This is a genomic window from Mycobacterium sp., from assembly GCF_035499775.1.
In the GTDB taxonomy this organism is placed as follows: domain Bacteria; phylum Actinomycetota; class Actinomycetes; order Mycobacteriales; family Mycobacteriaceae; genus Mycobacterium.
Map to the genome: position 1 here is coordinate 11,402 of NZ_DATJYB010000377.1, position 18,514 is coordinate 29,915.

An 18,514-nucleotide genomic window follows, 5' to 3' on the forward strand; every position below is an offset into this window, starting at 1 on the left:
GGGCAAGTGAACAAAGGGGTATCCGTCGCGAGTTGGGAGCAATCGGCGTGACGATCGATCGCGGAGCCAAGCAAGACGTCGGGGCGTGGACCTCGTTCACGCGCAGCAGCGACATTCCTGACTGGGTGTCGAAGGCCTACATCGAAAGTTATCGAGGACCGCAGGACGACGCCGGGCACGACTCGCCGGCCCCGACCCCCGAAGCCGCCTCGCTGGTTACGCCGGCAATGGTGAGCGCCCACTATCGACTCGGCGAGTGTCGCAAGGCCGGCGAAAGTTGTGTCTGCGTGCACTCCGCCGAAGACCCGGCGGGATTCGGGCCCGCACTGCAGGTCGTGACGGACCACGGCGGCATGTTGATGGACTCCATCACCGTGCTGCTGCACCGGCTCGGGGTCGACTACACGTCGATCATGACCCCGGTGTTCGAGGTGCACCGCAGCCCGACAGGCGAGTTGCTGCGCATCGAACCGAAGCCGGCGGATGCCTCGCCATACGTCGGCGAGGCCTGGATCGATGTCCAGCTGTCGCCTTCGGTCGACAGCAAGACCCTCGCCGAAGTCGAACAGCTGCTGCCCAAGGTCCTGGCCGACGTTCAGCGTGTCGCCGCCGACGCGTCAAGGATGATCGCCACCCTCGACGATTTGGCCGCCAACCTCGAGACCAACGCCCTCGGCCACTATTCAGCGCCCGACCGCGAGGAGATCGCCGAACTGCTGCGCTGGTTGGCCGACGGAAACTTCCTGCTGCTGGGTTATCAACCGTGCCGGGTGCAGGACGGTCTGGTCATCGGCGACGGGACCAGCGGCCTCGGCGTCCTGCGCGCCCGCTCCGGCGCCCGCCCCCGACTGACCGACGACACCAAGTTGCTGGTGCTGGCCCAAGCCGCTGTCGGCAGCTACCTGCGTTACGGCGCTTATCCGTATGCCATCGCGATTCGCGAAAACCTGAATGACGGTGCGGGCAGCGTCTTGGAGCACCGTTTCGTCGGCCTGTTCACCGTCGCCGCGATGAACGCCGACGTTCTGGAAATACCGTTGATCTCGGGCCGGGTTCGCAAGGCCCTGGCGATGGCCGAAAGCGACCCCATCCACCCTGGACAGCTGCTGCTCGACGTAATCCAGACCGTTCCTCGTTCAGAGCTTTTCACGCTGAGCACCGAACGGCTCTTCTCGATGGCCAAGGCCGTGGTGGATCTGGGATCGCAGCGGCGCGCGCTGTTGTTCCTGCGCGCCGACCGCCTCCAGTTCTTCGTCTCCTGCCTGGTCTATGTGCCGCGCGACCGCTACACCACGGCGGTGCGGCTGCAGATCGAAGACATCCTGGTCCGGGAGTTCGGCGGAACCCGACTGGAATTCACCGCGCGCGTCAGCGAATCGCCTTGGGCGCTGATGCACTTCATGGTCCGGCTGCCCGAGGGAGGCATGGCTGCGGCTCCGGTCGACGTGTCCGAAGCCAACCGGCTGCGGATCCAGGCGTTGCTCAGCGAAGCCGCGCGAACCTGGGCTGACCGGCTGATCGGCGCGGCGGCGGTCGGCGCCGTCGGGCACGCTGACGCCGAGCATTACTCGACCGCCTTCTCCGAGGCCTACAAACAGATCGTCACCCCCGCCGCCGCGATCGACGACATCGCGATCATCAAGGAACTGACCGACAATTCGGTCAAGCTGGTGTTCTCCGACCGCGACGAGCACGGGGTCGCCCGGCTGACCTGGTTCCTGGGTGGGCGCAGCGCCTCGTTGAGCGAGCTGCTGCCGATGCTGCAGAGCATGGGCGTTGTGGTGCTCGAGGAGCGCCCGTTCACGGTCGCCCGCCCGGACGGGCTGCCCGTGTGGATCTACCAGTTCCGGATCTCGCCGCATCCGACCATCCCGATAGCGACGACGGAAGCCGCCCGGGAGGCGAACGCGGAGCGATTCGCCGACGCGGTGACAGCGATCTGGCAGGGCCGAGTCGAGATCGACCGGTTCAACGAACTGGTGATGCGGGCGGATCTGACCTGGCAACAGGTGGTGCTGTTGCGCGCCTACGCCAAATACCTACGGCAGGCGGGCTTCCCGTACAGCCAGTCGCACATCGAAGCCGTTCTCAACGAGCACGCGTCGACCGCGCGATCGCTGGTCCTGTTGTTCGAGGCGCTGTTCGACCCGCGGACGTCGAATGCGCCGTCGAGCAGCGACGCGCAAGCCGCCGCCGCCGCGGTCGCCGCGGACATCGATGCTCTGGTGAGCCTGGACACCGACCGCATCCTGCGCGCGTTCGCGTCGTTGGTTCAGGCCACGTTGCGGACCAATTACTTTGTGACACGCGAAGGTTCGGCCCGCAGCCGCGACGTCTTGGCCCTCAAGCTCAACGCCCAGCTGGTCGACGAGCTGCCGCTGCCGCGCCCCAAGTTCGAGATCTTCGTCTATTCGCTGCGCGTCGAAGGCGTGCATCTGCGCTTCGGCCCGGTGGCGCGCGGCGGTCTGCGCTGGTCCGACCGGCGCGACGATTTCCGCACCGAGATCCTCGGCCTGGTCAAGGCCCAAGCGGTCAAGAACGCCGTCATCGTTCCGGTGGGGGCCAAGGGTGGCTTCGTGCTCAAGCGGGCGCCACTGCCCACCGGCGACCCCGCCGTCGACCGCGACGCGCTGCGCACCGAAGGCGTCGCGTGCTACCAGCTGTTCATCTCCGGGCTGCTCGACGTCACCGACAACGTCGACAAGGCGACCGGAAAGGTCAACCCGCCGCCCGAGGTGCTGCGGCGCGACGGCGACGACGCCTATCTGGTGGTGGCTGCAGACAAAGGCACCGCCACGTTCTCCGACATCGCCAACGACGTCGCCAAGTCCTACGGGTTCTGGCTCGGTGATGCGTTCGCGTCCGGCGGATCGGTGGGCTACGACCACAAGGCCATGGGCATCACCGCCAAGGGTGCGTGGGAGGCGGTCAAGCGGCACTTCCGGGAGATCGGGGTCGACACTCAGACCGAGGACTTCACGGTCGTGGGCGTCGGTGACATGAGCGGCGACGTGTTCGGCAACGGCATGCTGCTCTCCAAGCACATCAGGCTGATCGCGGCGTTCGACCACCGGCACATCTTCCTGGATCCGGACCCCGACGCGGCGTCCTCGTGGGACGAACGCAAGCGCATGTTCGACCTGCCGCGGTCCAGCTGGGACGACTACGACAAGTCGCTGATCAGCGAGGGCGGCGGCGTGTACAGCCGCGAGCAGAAGGCCATCCCGGTCAGCGAGCAGGTCCGCGAGGCGCTGGGCATCGAAAGCCCGGAAGACGGGGTCACCGAGATGGCGCCGCCCATCCTGATGCGCGCGATTCTGCAGGCGCCGGTGGATCTGCTGTTCAACGGCGGCATCGGCACCTACATCAAGGCGGAGAGCGAATCCGACGCCGACGTGGGTGACCGCGCCAACGACCCGGTGCGGGTCAACGGAAACCAGGTGCGCGCCAAGGTCATCGGCGAGGGCGGCAATCTGGGCGTCACGTCCCGGGGCCGGGTCGAGTTCGACCTGGCCGGCGGCCGGATCAACACCGACGCGATGGACAACTCGGCGGGCGTCGACTGCTCCGACCACGAGGTCAACATCAAGATCCTGATCGACTCGCTGGTCATCGCCGGCAAAGTCAAGAGCGAGGAGCGCACCGCGCTGCTGGAGTCGATGACTGACGAGGTCGGGCGGCTGGTGCTCGCCGACAACATCGACCAGAACGACCTGATGGGCACCAGCCGCGCCAACGCGGCCAGCCTGCTGCCGGTGCATGCCGACCAGATCCGGTACCTGGCAGCTGAACGCGGCCTCAACCGCGAACTGGAGGCGCTGCCGTCGGACAAGGAGATTAATCGGCGACTCGACGCCGGCATGGGGCTGACCTCGCCCGAGCTGGCAGGGTTGATGGCGCACGTCAAGCTGGCGCTCAAAGAGGACGTGCTGGCCACCGAGCTGCCCGAACAGGACGTCATCGCGTCCCGGCTCCCGCAATACTTCCCGCGGCCGCTGCGGGAGCGGTTCACCCCGGAGATCCGCTCGCACCAACTGCGCCGAGAGATCGTCACCACCATGCTGATCAACGATCTGGTGGACAACGGCGGCATCAGCTACGCCTTCCGGATCACCGAGGACGTCGGTGTGTCGTCGATCGACGCGGTGCGCACCTGGGTTGCCACCGACGCGATCTTCGGGGTGAATCACATCTGGCGCCGCATCCAGGCGGCCAACCTTCCTGTCGCGCTCTCGGACCGGCTGACGTTGGACACCCGTCGGCTGATCGACCGGGCCGGGCGCTGGCTACTCAACTACCGCCCGCAGCCGCTGGCCGTCGGCGCCGAGATCAACCGGTTCGCCGCGAAGGTCAGGGCGTTGACACCGCAGATGTCGCAGTGGTTGCGCGGTGACGACAAAGCCATCGTCGAAAAGGAAGCCGCCGAATTCACCGAGCAGGGCGCACCCGACGACCTGGCCTACCGGGTCGCGGCCGGCCTGTACCGCTACAGCTTCCTCGACATCATCGACATCGCCGACATCACCGAGATCGAGCCCGCCGAAGTCGCGGACACCTATTTCGCCCTGATGGACCGGCTGGGCACCGACGGCCTGCTCACCGCCGTGTCTCAACTGCCCCGCAACGACCGTTGGCATGCGTTGGCGCGCTTGGCGATTCGTGACGACATCTATGCCTCGCTGCGGTCGTTGTGCTTCGACGTGCTGGCCGTCGGGGAGCCGGACGAAAACGGCGAAGAGAAGATCGCCGAATGGGAACACACCAGTGCTTCCCGGGTGGAACGGGCGCGCCGCACGCTCAACGAGATCTACGAGAGCGGCGAGAAGGATCTCGCGACGCTGTCGGTGGCGGCGCGACAGATCCGCCGCATGACGCGAACCAGCGGACGAGGATCCTCTGGATGAGCATCGGTTTCGTGGCGCCGGTGCCGGTGCGCTGGTCGGACATCGACATGTACCAGCACGTCAACCACGCGACCATGGTCACGATCCTCGAAGAGGCGCGGGTGCCATTCCTCAAGGAGCCGTTCGGGGCCGACATCACCACCGTCGGCCTGCTGATCGCCGACGTCCGGGTCACCTACAAGGACCAGCTCCGGCTGGTCGATTCGCCGCTGCAGGTCAAGATGTGGACGAAGCGGCTGCGGGCGGTGGACTTCACTTTGGGTTACGAAGTGCGGTCGGTCAACGCCGAACCGGAATCGAAGCCGGCCGTCGTCGCCGAGTCGCAACTGGCCGCGGTGCACATCGAGGAACAGCGTCTGGTGCGCTTGTCGCCACATCATCGGGAGTACCTGCAACGGTGGCTCAGGGAGTAACGGGGAACGGATCGGAGCGCGGGCTCTGGCTGCGTGACGCGGCCCACCGCGCGGATCTGGCCACCTTCGTGGATCACGCGCTGCGGCTCGACGACGCCGCGGTCATCCGAATCCGCGCGCGGTCCGCCGGATTGCTGACCGCCTGGGTGACAACGGGTTTCGATGTGCTGGCCAGCCGGGTGGTGGCCGGCAAGGTGCGGCCCGGCGACCTGTCGGTGAGCGCGGACGGGCTGGCGCGGGGCCTTTCGGCGATGGACGACTCCGGTTACGTCGACCCGGGCTTTGCGATGGACTCGGCGTGGCGCGGTGCGTTGCCGCCCGAATCCGGCTTCACCCACCTCGACGACATACCGGCCCGGGTGATGCTGGACCTGGCCCAGAGTGGTGCCCGACTTGCCAAGGAGCACAGCAGTTCCCACGGTCCGCCGGTGTCGCTGCTGGACCAGGAGGTCATTCGGGTCAGTTCGGCCGACGCCAGCGTCGGGCTACCTATGCGGTGTGTGTTCGCCTTGACCGCAATGGGTTTCCTGCCGCAGCCACCGGAATCGATCGAGGCTGAAGAAATCATCCGGGTCCGGATCCTGCCGACCTGGTTGCGGGTCGACGCCCGGTTCGGCTCGGTGTACCGGCGTCGCGGCCAGCAGGCGCTGATGCTGCGCTGACTTCCTCAGATCAGCCAGGCCGTGCTGTCGGGCGGTAGCCGGTCGCCCGCAATGGGCGCACTGGCCAGGAGGAGTTTGCCCGGCGGCAGCTTGATCGGGCGGGTGCCGGCGTTCAGGGCGCACACCAGCCCGCCGCCGCGCCGGAAGATCAGCCCATTGCGCGGCGCCCTCAGCCATTCCAGGTCGTCGTCGAACTCGGAACGCTCCCTGCGTAATTCGAATGCCTGCCGGAAGAACGACAATGTCGAGCCGGCGTCGGCGCGCTGCTTCTCCACCGTCAGCTCCGCCCAATCTTCCGGCATCGGCAGCCAGGTGTGGGCAGACGTGGAGAACCCGAACGGGGGAGTGTCACCCGACCATGGGATCGGGACCCGGCACTTGTCGCGGCCGCGTTCGGTGTGTCCCGAGCGTTCCCACGTCGGGTCCTGCAGCACATCCTCGGGGAGGTCCAACACGTCGGGCAATCCAAGCTCTTCGCCGTTGTAGATGAACACCGCGCCCGGCAGGGCGAGCATCAGCATCGCCATCGCGCGCGCCCGGCGCAGCCCGACTTCGCCACCGCCGTAGCGGGTGACCTCGCGGCCCACGTCGTGGTTGGACAGCGTCCAGGTCGGGGTGGCGTTTTCGATCGCCGTGGCCGCCAGCGAGTTCTGCACCGCGTCGTGAATTTCGGTGGCGTCGAAGTCGATCTGGGCGAGCCGGAAGTTGAAGCCGAGATGCAGCTCGTCGGCACGCAGATACTCGGCCCACCGGACGTTGTCGGTCACCCACACCTCGCCGACGGTCACCGCCCCGGGATAGTCGTCGACCACCGTGCGGATATCGCGGTGGATCGCGTGCACGCTCGGGTGGTTGAAGCGTGGGTCGTCGTCTGTGTGGTGCAACACCCTGGTGCCGACCTCCGGGGAGTCCGGCAGTCCCGGCGGCTTGGCCATTCCGTGCGCCACGTCGATGCGGAAGCCGTCCACGCCGCGTTCCAGCCAGTACCGCAGCGTTTTCTCGAAGTCGTCGAACACCTCCGGGTTGTCCCAGTTCAGATCCGGCTGCTCGACGTCGAAGAGGTGCAGATACCACTGGCCGGGGTTGCCGTCCGGCTCGATCACCCGGGTCCAGGCCGACCCGCCGAACACCGACTGCCAGTTGTTCGGCGGCAGCTTGCCGCCGCGGCCCCGGCCGTCGCGAAAGATGTAGCGTTCGCGGGCCGCGGTGCCCGGGCCGGCGGCCAGCGCGGCCAGAAACCAGGGATGCGCCGAACTGCTGTGGTTTGGCACCACGTCCATGGTGACCTTGATGCCGCGCTGGTGTGCCGCGGTGATCAGCCGCTCGAAGGCGGCCAGCCCGCCGAACAACGGGTCGATGTCCCGCGGATCGGCGACGTCGTAGCCGTGGTCGGCCATCGGCGAGACGGTGACCGGGTTGATCCAGATCGCGTCGACCCCAAGCTGTTCGAGGTGGTCCAGCCGCGCCGTCAACCCGTCCAGGTCGCCGACGCCGTCGCCGTCGCTGTCAGCGAACGACCGCGGATACACCTGGTAGAAAACCGCATTCGACCACCACGCAGCGCCGGGGCCCATAGGTCTCCGTTCAGCCTCTTGTCGGACATCGGATCGATGATCACCACGGTAGCCGTTCGGCGCGATCCCGCAGCGCCGCCGAGCTTGCCTGCCAGGCAAATTGGCGGCTAATTGCGCGGTAACGGTTATCGGTTTCCGCGCAGGGTGGCACGACTATGCGTCGTGCAGCTGACCTGGAAGGCCCCACGTCGAGTTGACCAGCGAGTTGGCCGCCATTTCCAGGTAGTCGAGCAACTCGCGGCGGTGCTCGTCGTCCAGGGTCTCCGAGTCGATCGAGGCCACCGCGGTGTGCATGCACCGCAGCCAGGCGTCGCGCTCGATGGGCGTGATCCGGAACGGGGCGTGACGCATCCGCAGCCGTGGATGGCCGCGCTGGTCGGAGTAGTTGCGCGGGCCGCCCCAGTACTGCTCGAGGAACATGCGCAGCCGTTCTTCGGCGCCCGCCAGGTCGTCCGCGGGGTACACCTCGCGCAATATCTCGTCCCCGGGGACCTGCGCATAGAAGCGCGAAACGATCGCATTGAAGGTCTCGGCACCGCCGACCGCGTCGTAAAAGGACTGTTGAGGCTGATCCATCTCCTCCATTGTGGGCCATCGGCCGACCGCCCCGGAGGCGGCCCGACGGCTTCGGGTGTTCACCGGATCGACACGGCACGCACCTGCGATAAGGGTGCGATTGGCGGCGAATCATGGTGGACTGTTCGCGGAGGATCTATGGCGCAGGGCAAGAGACGCCGCGGCCACCGCAGTTCGGGTGCCGCGGCAGGGTTAACCGGGCCCCCGACCGCGCCATGCCTGCACAGCATTGACACCTACCCACGGATCGACACCCATCCGCCCACCCGCCACGACAGCGCGTCGATCTGGAGCCGCCGGCGGGTGCTCCTGTTGAACTCCACCTACGAGCCGCTCACCGCGCTGCCGATGCGCCGGGCGATCGTGATGGTGATCTGCGGAAAGGCCGACGTGGTGCACCACGACCCGGCCGGTCCGGTCATTCACTCGGCGACCAGGTCGATTGTGGTGCCGTCGGTGATCCAGCTGCGCACCTATGTCCGGGTTCCCTACCGCGCCCGAGTCCCGATGACCCGCGCCGCACTGATGCACCGCGACCGTTTCTGCTGCGCCTATTGCGGAGGCAAAGCCGACACCGTCGACCACGTGATGCCGCGCAGCCGCGGCGGCGACCACTCGTGGGAGAACTGCGTCGCATGCTGCTCGACCTGCAACCACCGCAAGGGCGACAGGCTGCTCACCGAACTGGGCTGGACGCTGCGGCGTGCGCCGCTGGCGCCGACCGGACAGCACTGGCGACTGCTGTCCTCGGTCAAGGAACTGGACCCGGCCTGGGCCCGATATCTCGGCGAAGGCGCGGCCTAGCCGGGATTGCCCGGCGAAAAACATTTGCGTCCAACCGCACCAGTCCAGCCCGCGGTGGGATACGGTTTGCGTCGTGAACGCTGTGGTGATCCACCTCTTATTCATCGGAGTGCCGCTGTTACTGGCGGCCGTGCTGGCACTGCTGATCTGGTCGCGCAAGGGACCCCACCCCGCGACCTACAAACTGTCTGAGCCCTGGACACACGCGCCGATCCTGTGGGCCGCCACCGACGAAGCGGTCGGCGGCGCGCACGGACACGGGCATGGTGCAGCGCAGTTCACAGTCGGAGGTGGCGCCAGTGGCACGTGGTGAGGTTGCGACGGTTGAAGCGGCCCAGCTCCCCAAGGGCTCGGCGATCACTACCAGCGGCCGGATCTCCGCGGTCACCGAGCCCGGAGAACTGTCGGTGCACTACCCGTTCCCGATCAAGGACCTCGTTGCCCTCGACGACGTGCTGAAGTACAGCTCACGGGCGTCGCAGGCGCGGTTCGCGATTTACCTGGGTGATCTGGGTAGCGACACCGCCGCCCGGGCGCGCGAGATTCTGGCCAAGGTGCCGACGCCGGACAACGCGGTGCTGCTCGCCGTCTCGCCCAACCAGAGCGCCATCGAAGTGGTCTACGGCTCCGCGGTGCGCGGTCGTGGCGCGGAGAAGGCCGCACCGGAGGGCGTCGCGGCCGCTTCCTCGGCGTTCGAGCAGGGCGAGCTGGTCGAAGGGTTGGTCAGCGCGATCGAGGTGCTCAGCTCGGGCATTTCTCCGGCCTAGATTCCGGTAGGTTTCTCCGCCCTGCTGCCGGTGAACCGCTACGAGCAGGCGCTCGCGGACGTGGGCTTGCTCAGCGGCCCCGCCTCAGGGGCATACGCCGACTGGCTGGCGAACGCCGAACGTCAGGAAGTGGCTCCAGTGGTCGTCGCCGAGGTCGCGCAACGGCACCAGATCAGCCCGGACAGCTTCGCGGTCCTGCGGGACATGGAGCGGATCACCGACCCCGCCGGCAAGTCGTTCTTTGTCATCCCGCCGCGCACCGGCGGGGACGACGCGCGCCAGGCGGTGCTGATGACCTACATCTTCAACGCGGGCACCGACTACGGCCGGCAGCGCGCAGTCACCAGCGACTTCCCGGCGACGCCGTACTCGGCCGCCGAAGTCCAGCGCATCGTCGACCGGCAGCGGGCAAACCGCTGGAGCTACAACCAGGATCTCGGATTCGTCGACCGCAACGGCGCACGCCTGGTCGCGACGCCCAACGGCATCCTGATGGGCCTGGGCGGCAACTGGATGCAACGGCTGTTCAGCCAGCAAGGCGGCACGACCTGGGGCGAGATCTTCCTGATCAACATGAGCCCGGCCGATCCCGTCGAGCTGCTGCGCCTGATCGTCGAGTCCGGGCACGCCTGGTACGCCGACCACGACGGTCGGCCCTGCGAGTCCAACCTCGCTCTGGACCGCGTGCTGCACCACGAGGAGCGGCACTGCGCGCAATGGGCCGCCAAGGGCTATGTCGGCATGATCAGGGACTACAGCTGGGAACTGGTGCGCGAGAGGGTCTTTCGCAAGCCGAACAGGCTCGAAGACGACGCCGGCCTGTCCGACGGCGGATACCGGTGATCAGGTCGCGCCGTCAGTGTCGAACTTCCGGGCCCGCAGCGAACGCTTCACCGCCGCCTGGCCCTCCAGGACCAGCCGGCGCAGGGCCGGCGGGACCTCCGACGCGGGCGCTGCCAGGAACTCGTCGGCGGCGGCGACACCGGCGTCGCTGATGTCCCAGTTGGGATACAGCCCGATCACCACCGATTGCGCGACTTCGCTGGATCGCCGCGCCCAGACTCCGGCTATCGCCTGGAAGTAGCGCGCGGTGAACGGTTTGAGCAGCTCGGCCTGTCCTGGCGCGACGATGCCCGCAATGATCGCGCGCCCGGCGGCGTTGGCCAGCGTGTCGTCCTCGACCACGGTGGTGAACGCCTCGTCCTTGACGTCGAATTGCGGCCGTGCCGCCGCCGCCTGGGCGCCGTGCCGCTTGCCGGCCGCGGTCGGGTCGCGCTGCACCTCCGCGTCGATCGTCGGCGACTCGGGGCCGTCGGCGTCGATGGCTCCGGCGGTGGCCAGCGCGGTCACGATCCGCCAGCGCAGGTCGGTGTCGACCTCCACCCCGGCCAACCCCAGCTCGGCGGGGTCGCCATCGAGCAGCGCCGTGAGCACCTCCACATGCCGTGGCGAGAGCACCGACGAGCACAGCACGTTGACGAACGCGAGCTGGTGATCCGATGCCGGCTGCGCGGCGCGCGCCAGTTCCAGCATCCGGTCGGCGAACTGCGGCCAGCCGTGCTCGGCGGCCCAGCCCGGCTCGGCATAGGCGGTCAGCGCCGTCTGCGCCTGCAGCAGCAGCCGTTGTGCGACCCCGACTTCGGATTCGGCGTGCACGCCGTCCGACACCAGTGCCACGAAGTCTCGGGCCCGCAGTTCGGCTTCGCGGGTCATCTCCCAGGCCGCCGACCAGACCAGCGTGCGCGGCAGCGGTTCGGCGATGTCGGCGATCCGCTGCAGCGCGGTCTGCAGCGAGGTGGCGTCCAGTCGCAGTGAGCAATAGGTCAGATCGTCGTCGTTGACCAGGATCAGCTTGCCGCGCGAAACACCAACCAGCGCAGGGACTTCCGTGACCGGGCCGTCGACGTCGAGTTCCTCGCGGTGCACCCGCACCAGGCGGCCGGACCCGTCCTCGTCGTAGATTCCGATCGCCAGCCGGTGCACCCGGGTCTCACCCGCGCCCGGCGCGGCGCCGCTCTGCGTCACCGCGAATCGGGTGAACCTACCCTCGGCATCGACGTCGAAATCCGGCCGCAGCGTGTTCAGGCCGGTGGTTTTCAGCCATTGCTGGCCCCAATCCGACAGGTCACGTCCGGACGCCTGCTCCAGCGCCCCCACCAGGTCGTCGAACGTGGCGTTGCCGTATGCGTGGGTGCGGAAGTAATCGCGCAGTCCGGCCAGGAAGTGCTCGAGCCCGACATAGGCGACCAACTGCTTGAGGACCGACGCTCCCTTGGCGTAGGTGATGCCGTCGAAATTCACCTCGACCGCGGCCAGGTCCGGGATGTCGGCGGCGATCGGGTGCGTCGACGGCAGTTGGTCCTGGCGGTACGCCCAGGACTTCTCGACGGTTGCGAACGTCGTCCAGGCTTCGGTGAATTCGGTGGCCTCGCTCTGGCACAGCACCGAAGCGAAGGTGGCGAAGGACTCGTTCAGCCACAGGTCGTCCCACCAGGTCATGGTGACCAGGTCGCCGAACCACATGTGCGCCATCTCGTGCAGCACCGTCTCGGCGCGCCGTTCGTAGGAGGCCCGGGTGACTTTGCTCCGGTAGACGTAGTCCTCGAGGAACGTCACCGCGCCGGCGTTCTCCATCGCGCCGGCATTGAACTCGGGCACGAACAGCTGGTCGTACTTGCCGAACGCATACGGCAGGCCAAAGTGCTTGTGGTAGAAGCCGAATCCCTGCTTGGTCTGGGTGAACAACCGCTCGGCGTCCATGAATTGCGCCAACGATCCCCGGCAGTAGATGCCCAGCGGGATCTCGCCGTACTCGTCGCTGTAGGTGTCGGTCCATTCGGCGTACGGGCCGGCGATCAGGGCCACCAGGTAGGTGCTCATCCGCGGGGTGGTCACGAACGTGTGCACGCTGGCGGCGTCGGCCGCCACGACTGACGCAGCGGCGCCGTTGGAGACCACCTTCCAGTGCGCGGGTGCGGTGACCCGGACTTCGAAAGTGGCTTTCAAGTCCGGTTGGTCGAAGCAAGCGAACATGCGCTTGGCGTCGGCGGTCTCGAATTGCGAGTACAGGTACGTCTCGTTGTCCACCGGATCGACGAAAAGATGCAGACCCTCGCCGGTGTTGGAGTAGCGGCAGTCGGCGTCGACGATCACCACGTTGCGGCTGGCCAGCCCGGTCAACGGGATACCGGTCGATTCGTCGTACCCGGAGATGTCGAGTTCGCGGCCGTTGAGGCTGGCGCTACGGACCGTCTCGGCGGCGATGTCGATGACCGTGTCCGCGCCGGCGAGTGCATCGAACACCACGGTGGTGGTGGACCGGAAGGTCCGTTCGCCCGGAGCGCCGTTCCCGTCGGTCACGTCCAGGTTGATCTGGTAGCTGTCGACGGTGATCAGGGCGGCGCGTTCGACGGCCTGGTCCCGAGTGAGGTTAGGAAGAGCCACGCGTCCAACTTAAACGTGCGGGCGGGAACAGTTGCGCGGCGGTTACGGTTGTGCTGAACGTCTCTGACTCTCAACGATAGGACCGCACAAATGCCTGAGAAGTCTGTCGCCGATTTCTGGTTCGATCCGCTGTGTCCGTGGTGCTGGATCACATCGCGCTGGATCCTCGAGGTGGAGAAGGTTCGCGATATCGATGTGAATTTCCACGTGATGAGCCTGGCGATACTGAACGAGAATCGTGAAGGGCTGCCCGAGCAGTACCAGGAAATGATGCAGAAGGCCTGGGGGCCGGTGCGGGTGGCGATCGCCGCCGAGCAGGCGCACGGCGCCGAGGCGCTCGCCCCGCTGTACGCCGCGATGGGCACCCGGATTCACAACGAGGGCAACAAGGACCTCGAAGAGGTCATCAAGCTGTCGCTGGCCGACGCGGGCCTGCCGGCCGAGCTGGCCGCTGCCGCGACCAGCACCGACTACGACGACGCCCTGCGCAAGAGCCACCACGCCGGGATGGACGCGGTCGGCGACGACGTCGGCACGCCGACCATTCACGTCAACGGCGTCGCGTTCTTCGGACCGGTGATGTCCAAGATTCCGCGCGGCGAAGAGGCCGGAAAACTGTGGGACGCCTCGGTGACCTTTGCGGCCTACCCGCACTTCTTCGAGCTCAAGCGGACCCGAACCGAACCGCCCCAGTTTGACTAGTCACGGCGTCGTGCACAATTGCGGGCATGCGCGTCTACCTGGGGTCTGACCACGCCGGATATGAGCTCAAGCAGCAGATCATCGAGCACCTGAAGAAAACCGGGCACGAGCCGATCGACTGCGGCGCCTACAGCTACGACGCCGAGGACGACTACCCGGCATTTTGTATCTCCGCCGCAACGCGTGCGGTGGCCGATCCCGACGCCCTGGGCATCGTGCTGGGCGGGTCGGGCAACGGCGAGCAGATCGCCGCGAACAAGGTCCCCGGCGCCCGCTGCGCGCTGGCGTGGAGCGTGGAGACCGCGACCCTGGCCCGTGAGCACAACAACGCCCAGCTGATCGGCATCGGTGGTCGCATGCACACCGTCGACGAGGCGCTGTCGTTCGTCGACGCCTTCGTCAACACGCCGTTCTCGAAAGCCGAACGCCACCAACGACGTATCGACATTCTCGCGGAATACGAACGCACCCACCAGGCGCCACCCGTTCCCGGAGCTCCGGACTCAGTGGCCTGAGAGACATCCGTGCCAGAAGGGCATACCCTGCACCGGTTGGCGCGGCTGCACCAGCGTCGCTTCGGCGGCGCGCCGGTAGCGGTGTCCAGCCCGCAAGGGCGATTCGCGGATTCGGCGGCCGTCGTGGACGGCCGGGTGTTGCAGCGCACCAGCGTCTGGGGCAAGCACCTGTTTCACCACTACGCCGGCGGCCCGATCGTGCACGTCCATCTCGGTCTCTACGGCACTTTTACCGAATGGCAGCGGGCGGACGACGCGCCGCTTCCCCAACCGGTGGGGCAGGTGCGGATGCGGATCGTCGGCGCCGAGTACGGCACCGACCTACGCGGCCCGACGGTCTGCGAGTTGGTGGACGAAGGCCAGGTCAGCGATGTCGTGGCCAGGCTGGGACCCGACCCGTTGCGCGCCGACGCCGACCCCTCGTGGCCGCGGGCCCGGATCACCAAGTCCCGCAGGCCTATTGGCTCGCTGTTGATGGACCAAACCGTCATCGCCGGCGTGGGCAATGTGTATCGCAACGAGTTGCTGTTTCGCCACGGCATTGACCCGTACCGGCCCGGCCGGGGGATCAGCGAGGGGGAGTTCGACGCGGCGTGGACCGATCTGGTGGCGCTGATGAAGGTCGGCTTGCGCCGCGGCAGGATCATCGTGGTCCGCCCCGAACATGACCACGGTCCGCCGTCGTACCGGTCTGGGCGGCCCCGCACCTATGTGTACCGGCGCGCGGGCGAGCCTTGCCGGGTCTGCGCGACGACGATCCAAACGGCTGTGTTGGAAGGCCGAAACGTGTTCTGGTGCCCCACCTGTCAGACGTGACGTTATTCGACATGTGTGAAAGCACAAGCTAATTCGCAGGAAATTGTCAGCAAGAAACGGCCGCGTCTACAGTTTTTTACTCAGAGTGGTTGGGTACAAGTGGGCATTGTGAAAACTCTTCCACGTTTAGCTGCAACGATTTTCGCTATGGGGGCCGGTTTGGGCGTGACCGCTGTGGGCGCCGCGGTCGACGCCCAGGCGCAGCCGGCGCCGATGCCGGACTACCACTGGTGCCCAGGTCAGTGGTGGGATCCGGGCTGGGGCTTCAACTGGGACGGCGGCAACTGCCACGACGATCACCACCGCGACATGGACGGCTGGGACCACCACCGTGACTGGGGTGGGCCCGGCGGGCCCGGCGGGCCCGACCACCCGCCCGGCTGGCGGTGATTTCGGAATTATCCAAGCGGGATGACCCCGAGCGTCGCGTAGACCTGGTTACTGAGCGTCACGCTGCGCGGGTCCGCATTGGCCTTGGTGGCGTCGAAGCGGTTCATCACATACGCATAGCCGATCCGGTGCTCCAGGTCGACGAAACCGAACGAGCCGCCCAGGCCGCCGTGCCCGAAGATCCGCGGATTGGGTCCGTTGACGCCTCGCTGGTTCAGCATGTAACCCAAGCCCCACCCGTGGTCGGCCACCCGGGGACCAAGCACCAGATCGGACTCGAGGCCGCCCTGAGACACCCGTATCCGGTCCATGTGCTCGCGGCTGATCAGCTTCTCGTGCGCGAGCGCGTTGTAGAAGGTCGCCAATCCCAGCGCCGACACCTGCCCGTTGGTGCCGGGGAACTCGAGTTCGCGCCACAGGTGCAGATCGTTGGAGCCCACCTCGTCGTCGGGGAGAAATCCCATCGAAATCGACAATCCCGCCTTCGGATGCTCGGTCAGGCTGCTCGGCTCCCACGGGGCATGCACGTCCGCCAGCAGTTGGCGGAAGTGCGGCTTGTTCACTCGCTCCGCGCACCGGCGCTGGTCGGCCGGCGACAGGCCGATGTGGACGTCGGCGCCGATCGGTTCGGCGATCTCGGTCCGCAGATACTGACCGATGGTTCGGCCCGTGACCCGGCGGAACACCTCGCCGAGGATGAAGCCGAAGGTGGTCATGTGGTAACCCTGCGCGGTGCCGGGCTCCCACCACGGTTCCGCGACCGCGATCTGAGCGCAGGCGAAATCCCAGTCGGTGACGGCCTCCCAGCTGATCCGGGTGCGCGGCCCGATCACCCCTGAGCGATGGCTCATCACCATGGCCAGCGTGATGTCCTCCTTGCCGGCCTGCCCGAACTCGGGCCAGTAGTGGGCCACCGGCGCCTGCAGGTCCAGCTCACCGCGGTCGACGAGCTGGTGGACGCAGGTGGCCGTCAGCCCCTTGGTGCCGGACAGCACGGTGCTCAGCGTGTTCTGCTCCCAGGGACGGGTGCCGGCGGCGTCAGCCGAGCCGCCCCATAGGTTGACGACGAGCTCCCCGTCGACCCACACCGCAACCGCCGCACCGACCTCGCCGCGCACGGCAAAATTGCGCTCGAACGCGTCGCGCACTCCGACGAAGTCCGGCGCGCATGAGCCCAGAATGTCGACGTCGCTCATGGCGCCTTTCTTTCGCGCAAAACAGCAGCTCCGAGCGGGCGACGGGAATCGAACCCGCGTAGCTAGTTTGGAAGACTAGGGCTCTACCATTGAGCTACGCCCGCGTGTATTAGTCGAGCGCGACTGTACGTGGCGGCAGACGTCAAATCTAATCGAAGCCGTCTTGTAACCGCACTGTGAGGTCCGTAGGTCCGTGCGAAGCCAGTGCCGCGGGGGGCCGTAGGATCGCGAGGTCAGCGCGGGGTGTAGCGCAGCTTGGTAGCGCATCCGCTTTGGGAGCGGAAGGCCGCAGGTTCAAATCCTGTCACCCCGACCAACCGAATCACCGGAACCAGCACGTAACGAGCATCGAGGAGCACGCCCGTGAAAAGCAGCGTCGAGCAGTTGAGCCCCACCCGGGTTCGCATCAGTGTGGAGGTGCCGTTCACCGAGCTCGAGCCCGATTTCCAGCGCGCCTACAAGGAGCTGGCCAAGCAGGTGCGGTTGCCCGGCTTCCGGCCCGGCAAGGCGCCCGCGCGGCTGCTGGAGGCCCGGTTCGGCCGCGAGGCGATGCTCGACCAGGTAGTCAATGAGGCGCTGCCCAGCCGGTACGGGCAGGCGGTGACCGAGGCGGAAGTCCAACCGTTGGGCCAGCCCGACATCGAGTTCACCCGCAAGGAGTACGGCGAGGACCTGACCTTCACCGCCGAGGTCGACGTGCGGCCCAAGATCACCCTGCCCGATCTGAGCACGCTCAAGGTCGAGGTGGAACCGTTCGAGGTCAGCGACGAAGAGGTGGACAGCGAACTGCAGACGCTGCGCACCCGGTTCGGCACCCTCACCGGGGTGGACCGGCCGGTGCAGACCGGCGACTTCGTCTCGATCGACCTGTCGGCCACCGTCGACGGCGAGGACGTGCCGAACGCGGCCGCCGAGGGCCTGTCGCACGAGGTCGGCTCCGGCCGGCTGATCGCGGGACTCGACGACGCGCTGGTCGGCTTGTCCGTCGACGAGTCCCGGGAGTTCACCGCCAAGTTGGCAGCCGGCGACCACGCCGGTCAAGACGCGCAGGTCACCGTCACCGTCAAGTCGATCAAGGAACGCGAGCTGCCCGAGCCCGACGACGACTTCGCGCAATTGGCCAGTGCCTTCGACACCATTGACGAGCTGCGGGCCAACCTCGCCGACCAGGTGCGCCAGACGAAGCAAGCGCAGCAAGCCGAGCAGATTCGCAACGCCACGATGGAGGCCCTGCTGGAGCAGGTCGAGGTGCCGTTGCCCGAGGCGTACGTGGAGGCGCAGATCGAGGGTGTCATCCAGCAAGCGCTCAGCGGCCTCAACAACGACGAAGCTAAGTTCAACGAACTGCTCGCCGAGCAGGGTTCGTCTCGCGAAGAGTGGGATGCCGACGCGCGCAGCGCGGCGGAGAAGGACGTCAAGCGGCAACTGCTGCTCGATGCGCTGGCCGACGATCTGGAGGTCCAGGTCGGCCAGGAGGACCTGACCGAACGGCTGGTGTCGACGTCTCGGCAATACGGCATCGAGCCGCAGCAGCTGTTTGCCTTCCTGCAGGAGAACAACCAGCTGCCGTCGATGTTCGCCGACGTGCGGCGCGAGCTGGCCATCAAGGCCGTGGCCGAGGCGGCGACGGTCACCGACACCGCCGGCAACACCATCGACACCAGTGAGCTCTTCGGCAAGCACGAGCATGACCACGATCACGACGACTTCGAGGACGACGAGGACGACGAGGACGACGACTTCGAGGACGA

16 protein-coding genes and 2 tRNA genes are annotated in these 18,514 nt (G+C 67.1%); 13 read left to right on the forward strand and 5 right to left on the reverse strand.

What is annotated here, in order from left to right:
- Nucleotides 1-47 precede the first annotated feature (47 nt).
- The 3 genes from VML93_RS23275 to VML93_RS23285 are packed head-to-tail and all read left to right on the forward strand — an operon-like array spanning nucleotide 48 to nucleotide 5,979.
- A complete protein-coding gene (locus tag VML93_RS23275; protein ID WP_325614644.1) occupies nucleotides 48-4,904 on the forward strand; it encodes an NAD-glutamate dehydrogenase in 4,857 nt (1,618 codons plus the stop codon).
- Nucleotides 4,901-5,317 carry a thioesterase family protein gene (locus VML93_RS23280; RefSeq protein WP_325614645.1) on the forward strand — a complete coding sequence of 139 codons (417 nt, stop codon included), beginning with the start codon at nucleotides 4,901-4,903 and terminating at the stop codon, nucleotides 5,315-5,317. Before VML93_RS23275 ends, VML93_RS23280 begins: the two co-directional genes overlap by 4 nt.
- A complete protein-coding gene (locus VML93_RS23285; RefSeq protein WP_325614646.1) occupies nucleotides 5,302-5,979 on the forward strand; it encodes a hypothetical protein in 678 nt (225 codons plus the stop codon). The genes VML93_RS23280 and VML93_RS23285 overlap by 16 nt, the downstream gene beginning before the upstream one ends.
- Before the next feature lie 5 nt (nucleotides 5,980-5,984).
- On the opposite strand, the gene VML93_RS23290 is transcribed toward VML93_RS23285, so the two are convergent.
- A complete protein-coding gene (locus VML93_RS23290) occupies nucleotides 5,985-7,553 on the reverse strand; it encodes a glycoside hydrolase family 13 protein (RefSeq protein WP_325614647.1) in 1,569 nt (522 codons plus the stop codon).
- A 153-nt stretch (nucleotides 7,554-7,706) separates the two neighbouring features.
- On the reverse strand, nucleotides 7,707-8,129 hold the full coding sequence (locus VML93_RS23295; protein ID WP_325614648.1) for a globin: 423 nt from the start codon (nucleotides 8,127-8,129) through the stop codon (nucleotides 7,707-7,709).
- A gap of 138 nt (nucleotides 8,130-8,267) precedes the next feature.
- On the opposite strand from VML93_RS23295, the gene VML93_RS23300 reads away from it, so the two are divergent.
- The 4 genes from VML93_RS23300 to VML93_RS23315 all read left to right on the forward strand — a co-directional run bounded on the left by VML93_RS23300 (nucleotide 8,268) and on the right by VML93_RS23315 (nucleotide 10,543).
- On the forward strand, nucleotides 8,268-8,933 hold the full coding sequence (locus tag VML93_RS23300) for an HNH endonuclease (protein WP_325614649.1): 666 nt from the start codon (nucleotides 8,268-8,270) through the stop codon (nucleotides 8,931-8,933).
- Between the two features lie 82 nt (nucleotides 8,934-9,015).
- Nucleotides 9,016-9,246, forward strand: a complete 231-nt coding sequence (locus VML93_RS23305; protein WP_325614659.1) for a hypothetical protein — start codon at nucleotides 9,016-9,018, stop codon at nucleotides 9,244-9,246.
- Nucleotides 9,233-9,700, forward strand: coding sequence for a DUF5130 domain-containing protein (locus VML93_RS23310; protein ID WP_325614650.1), 468 nt, complete (start codon nucleotides 9,233-9,235; stop codon nucleotides 9,698-9,700). Before VML93_RS23305 ends, VML93_RS23310 begins: the two co-directional genes overlap by 14 nt.
- A gap of 30 nt (nucleotides 9,701-9,730) precedes the next feature.
- A complete protein-coding gene (locus VML93_RS23315; RefSeq protein WP_414686422.1) occupies nucleotides 9,731-10,543 on the forward strand; it encodes a hypothetical protein in 813 nt (270 codons plus the stop codon).
- On the opposite strand, the gene pepN is transcribed toward VML93_RS23315, so the two are convergent.
- The gene (gene pepN / locus VML93_RS23320; RefSeq protein WP_325614651.1) at nucleotides 10,544-13,144 is read right to left on the reverse strand and encodes an aminopeptidase N; all 2,601 of its coding nucleotides are present in this window, start codon (nucleotides 13,142-13,144) and stop codon (nucleotides 10,544-10,546) included.
- A 90-nt stretch (nucleotides 13,145-13,234) separates the two neighbouring features.
- Between pepN and VML93_RS23325 the strand changes: the two genes are divergently transcribed.
- The 4 genes from VML93_RS23325 (at nucleotide 13,235) to VML93_RS23340 (ending at nucleotide 15,567) form a co-directional block, all read left to right on the forward strand.
- The gene (locus VML93_RS23325; RefSeq protein ID WP_325614652.1) at nucleotides 13,235-13,846 is read left to right on the forward strand and encodes an Rv2466c family mycothiol-dependent reductase; all 612 of its coding nucleotides are present in this window, start codon (nucleotides 13,235-13,237) and stop codon (nucleotides 13,844-13,846) included.
- 26 nt (nucleotides 13,847-13,872) lie between these two features.
- The gene (locus VML93_RS23330; protein ID WP_325614653.1) at nucleotides 13,873-14,361 is read left to right on the forward strand and encodes a ribose-5-phosphate isomerase; all 489 of its coding nucleotides are present in this window, start codon (nucleotides 13,873-13,875) and stop codon (nucleotides 14,359-14,361) included.
- A 9-nt stretch (nucleotides 14,362-14,370) separates the two neighbouring features.
- A complete protein-coding gene (locus tag VML93_RS23335; RefSeq protein WP_325614654.1) occupies nucleotides 14,371-15,177 on the forward strand; it encodes an Fpg/Nei family DNA glycosylase in 807 nt (268 codons plus the stop codon).
- Nucleotides 15,178-15,324: 147 nt separating this feature from the next.
- Nucleotides 15,325-15,567 (forward strand): hypothetical protein, encoded by a 243-nt coding sequence (locus tag VML93_RS23340; protein WP_325614655.1) that lies wholly within the window; start codon nucleotides 15,325-15,327, stop codon nucleotides 15,565-15,567.
- An 8-nt stretch (nucleotides 15,568-15,575) separates the two neighbouring features.
- Here the strand turns inward: VML93_RS23340 and VML93_RS23345 are convergent, their stop codons facing one another.
- The gene (locus VML93_RS23345) at nucleotides 15,576-16,763 is read right to left on the reverse strand and encodes a serine hydrolase domain-containing protein (protein WP_325614656.1); all 1,188 of its coding nucleotides are present in this window, start codon (nucleotides 16,761-16,763) and stop codon (nucleotides 15,576-15,578) included.
- Between the two features lie 33 nt (nucleotides 16,764-16,796).
- Nucleotides 16,797-16,867: transfer RNA gene (locus VML93_RS23350), tRNA-Gly, on the reverse strand.
- A gap of 135 nt (nucleotides 16,868-17,002) precedes the next feature.
- Here VML93_RS23350 and VML93_RS23355 point away from each other — a divergent pair.
- Nucleotides 17,003-17,079, forward strand: a tRNA-Pro gene (locus tag VML93_RS23355).
- Nucleotides 17,080-17,126: 47 nt separating this feature from the next.
- On the forward strand, nucleotides 17,127-18,514 hold a 1,388-nt coding region (gene tig, locus VML93_RS23360), incomplete at its 3' end, for a trigger factor (protein WP_325614657.1).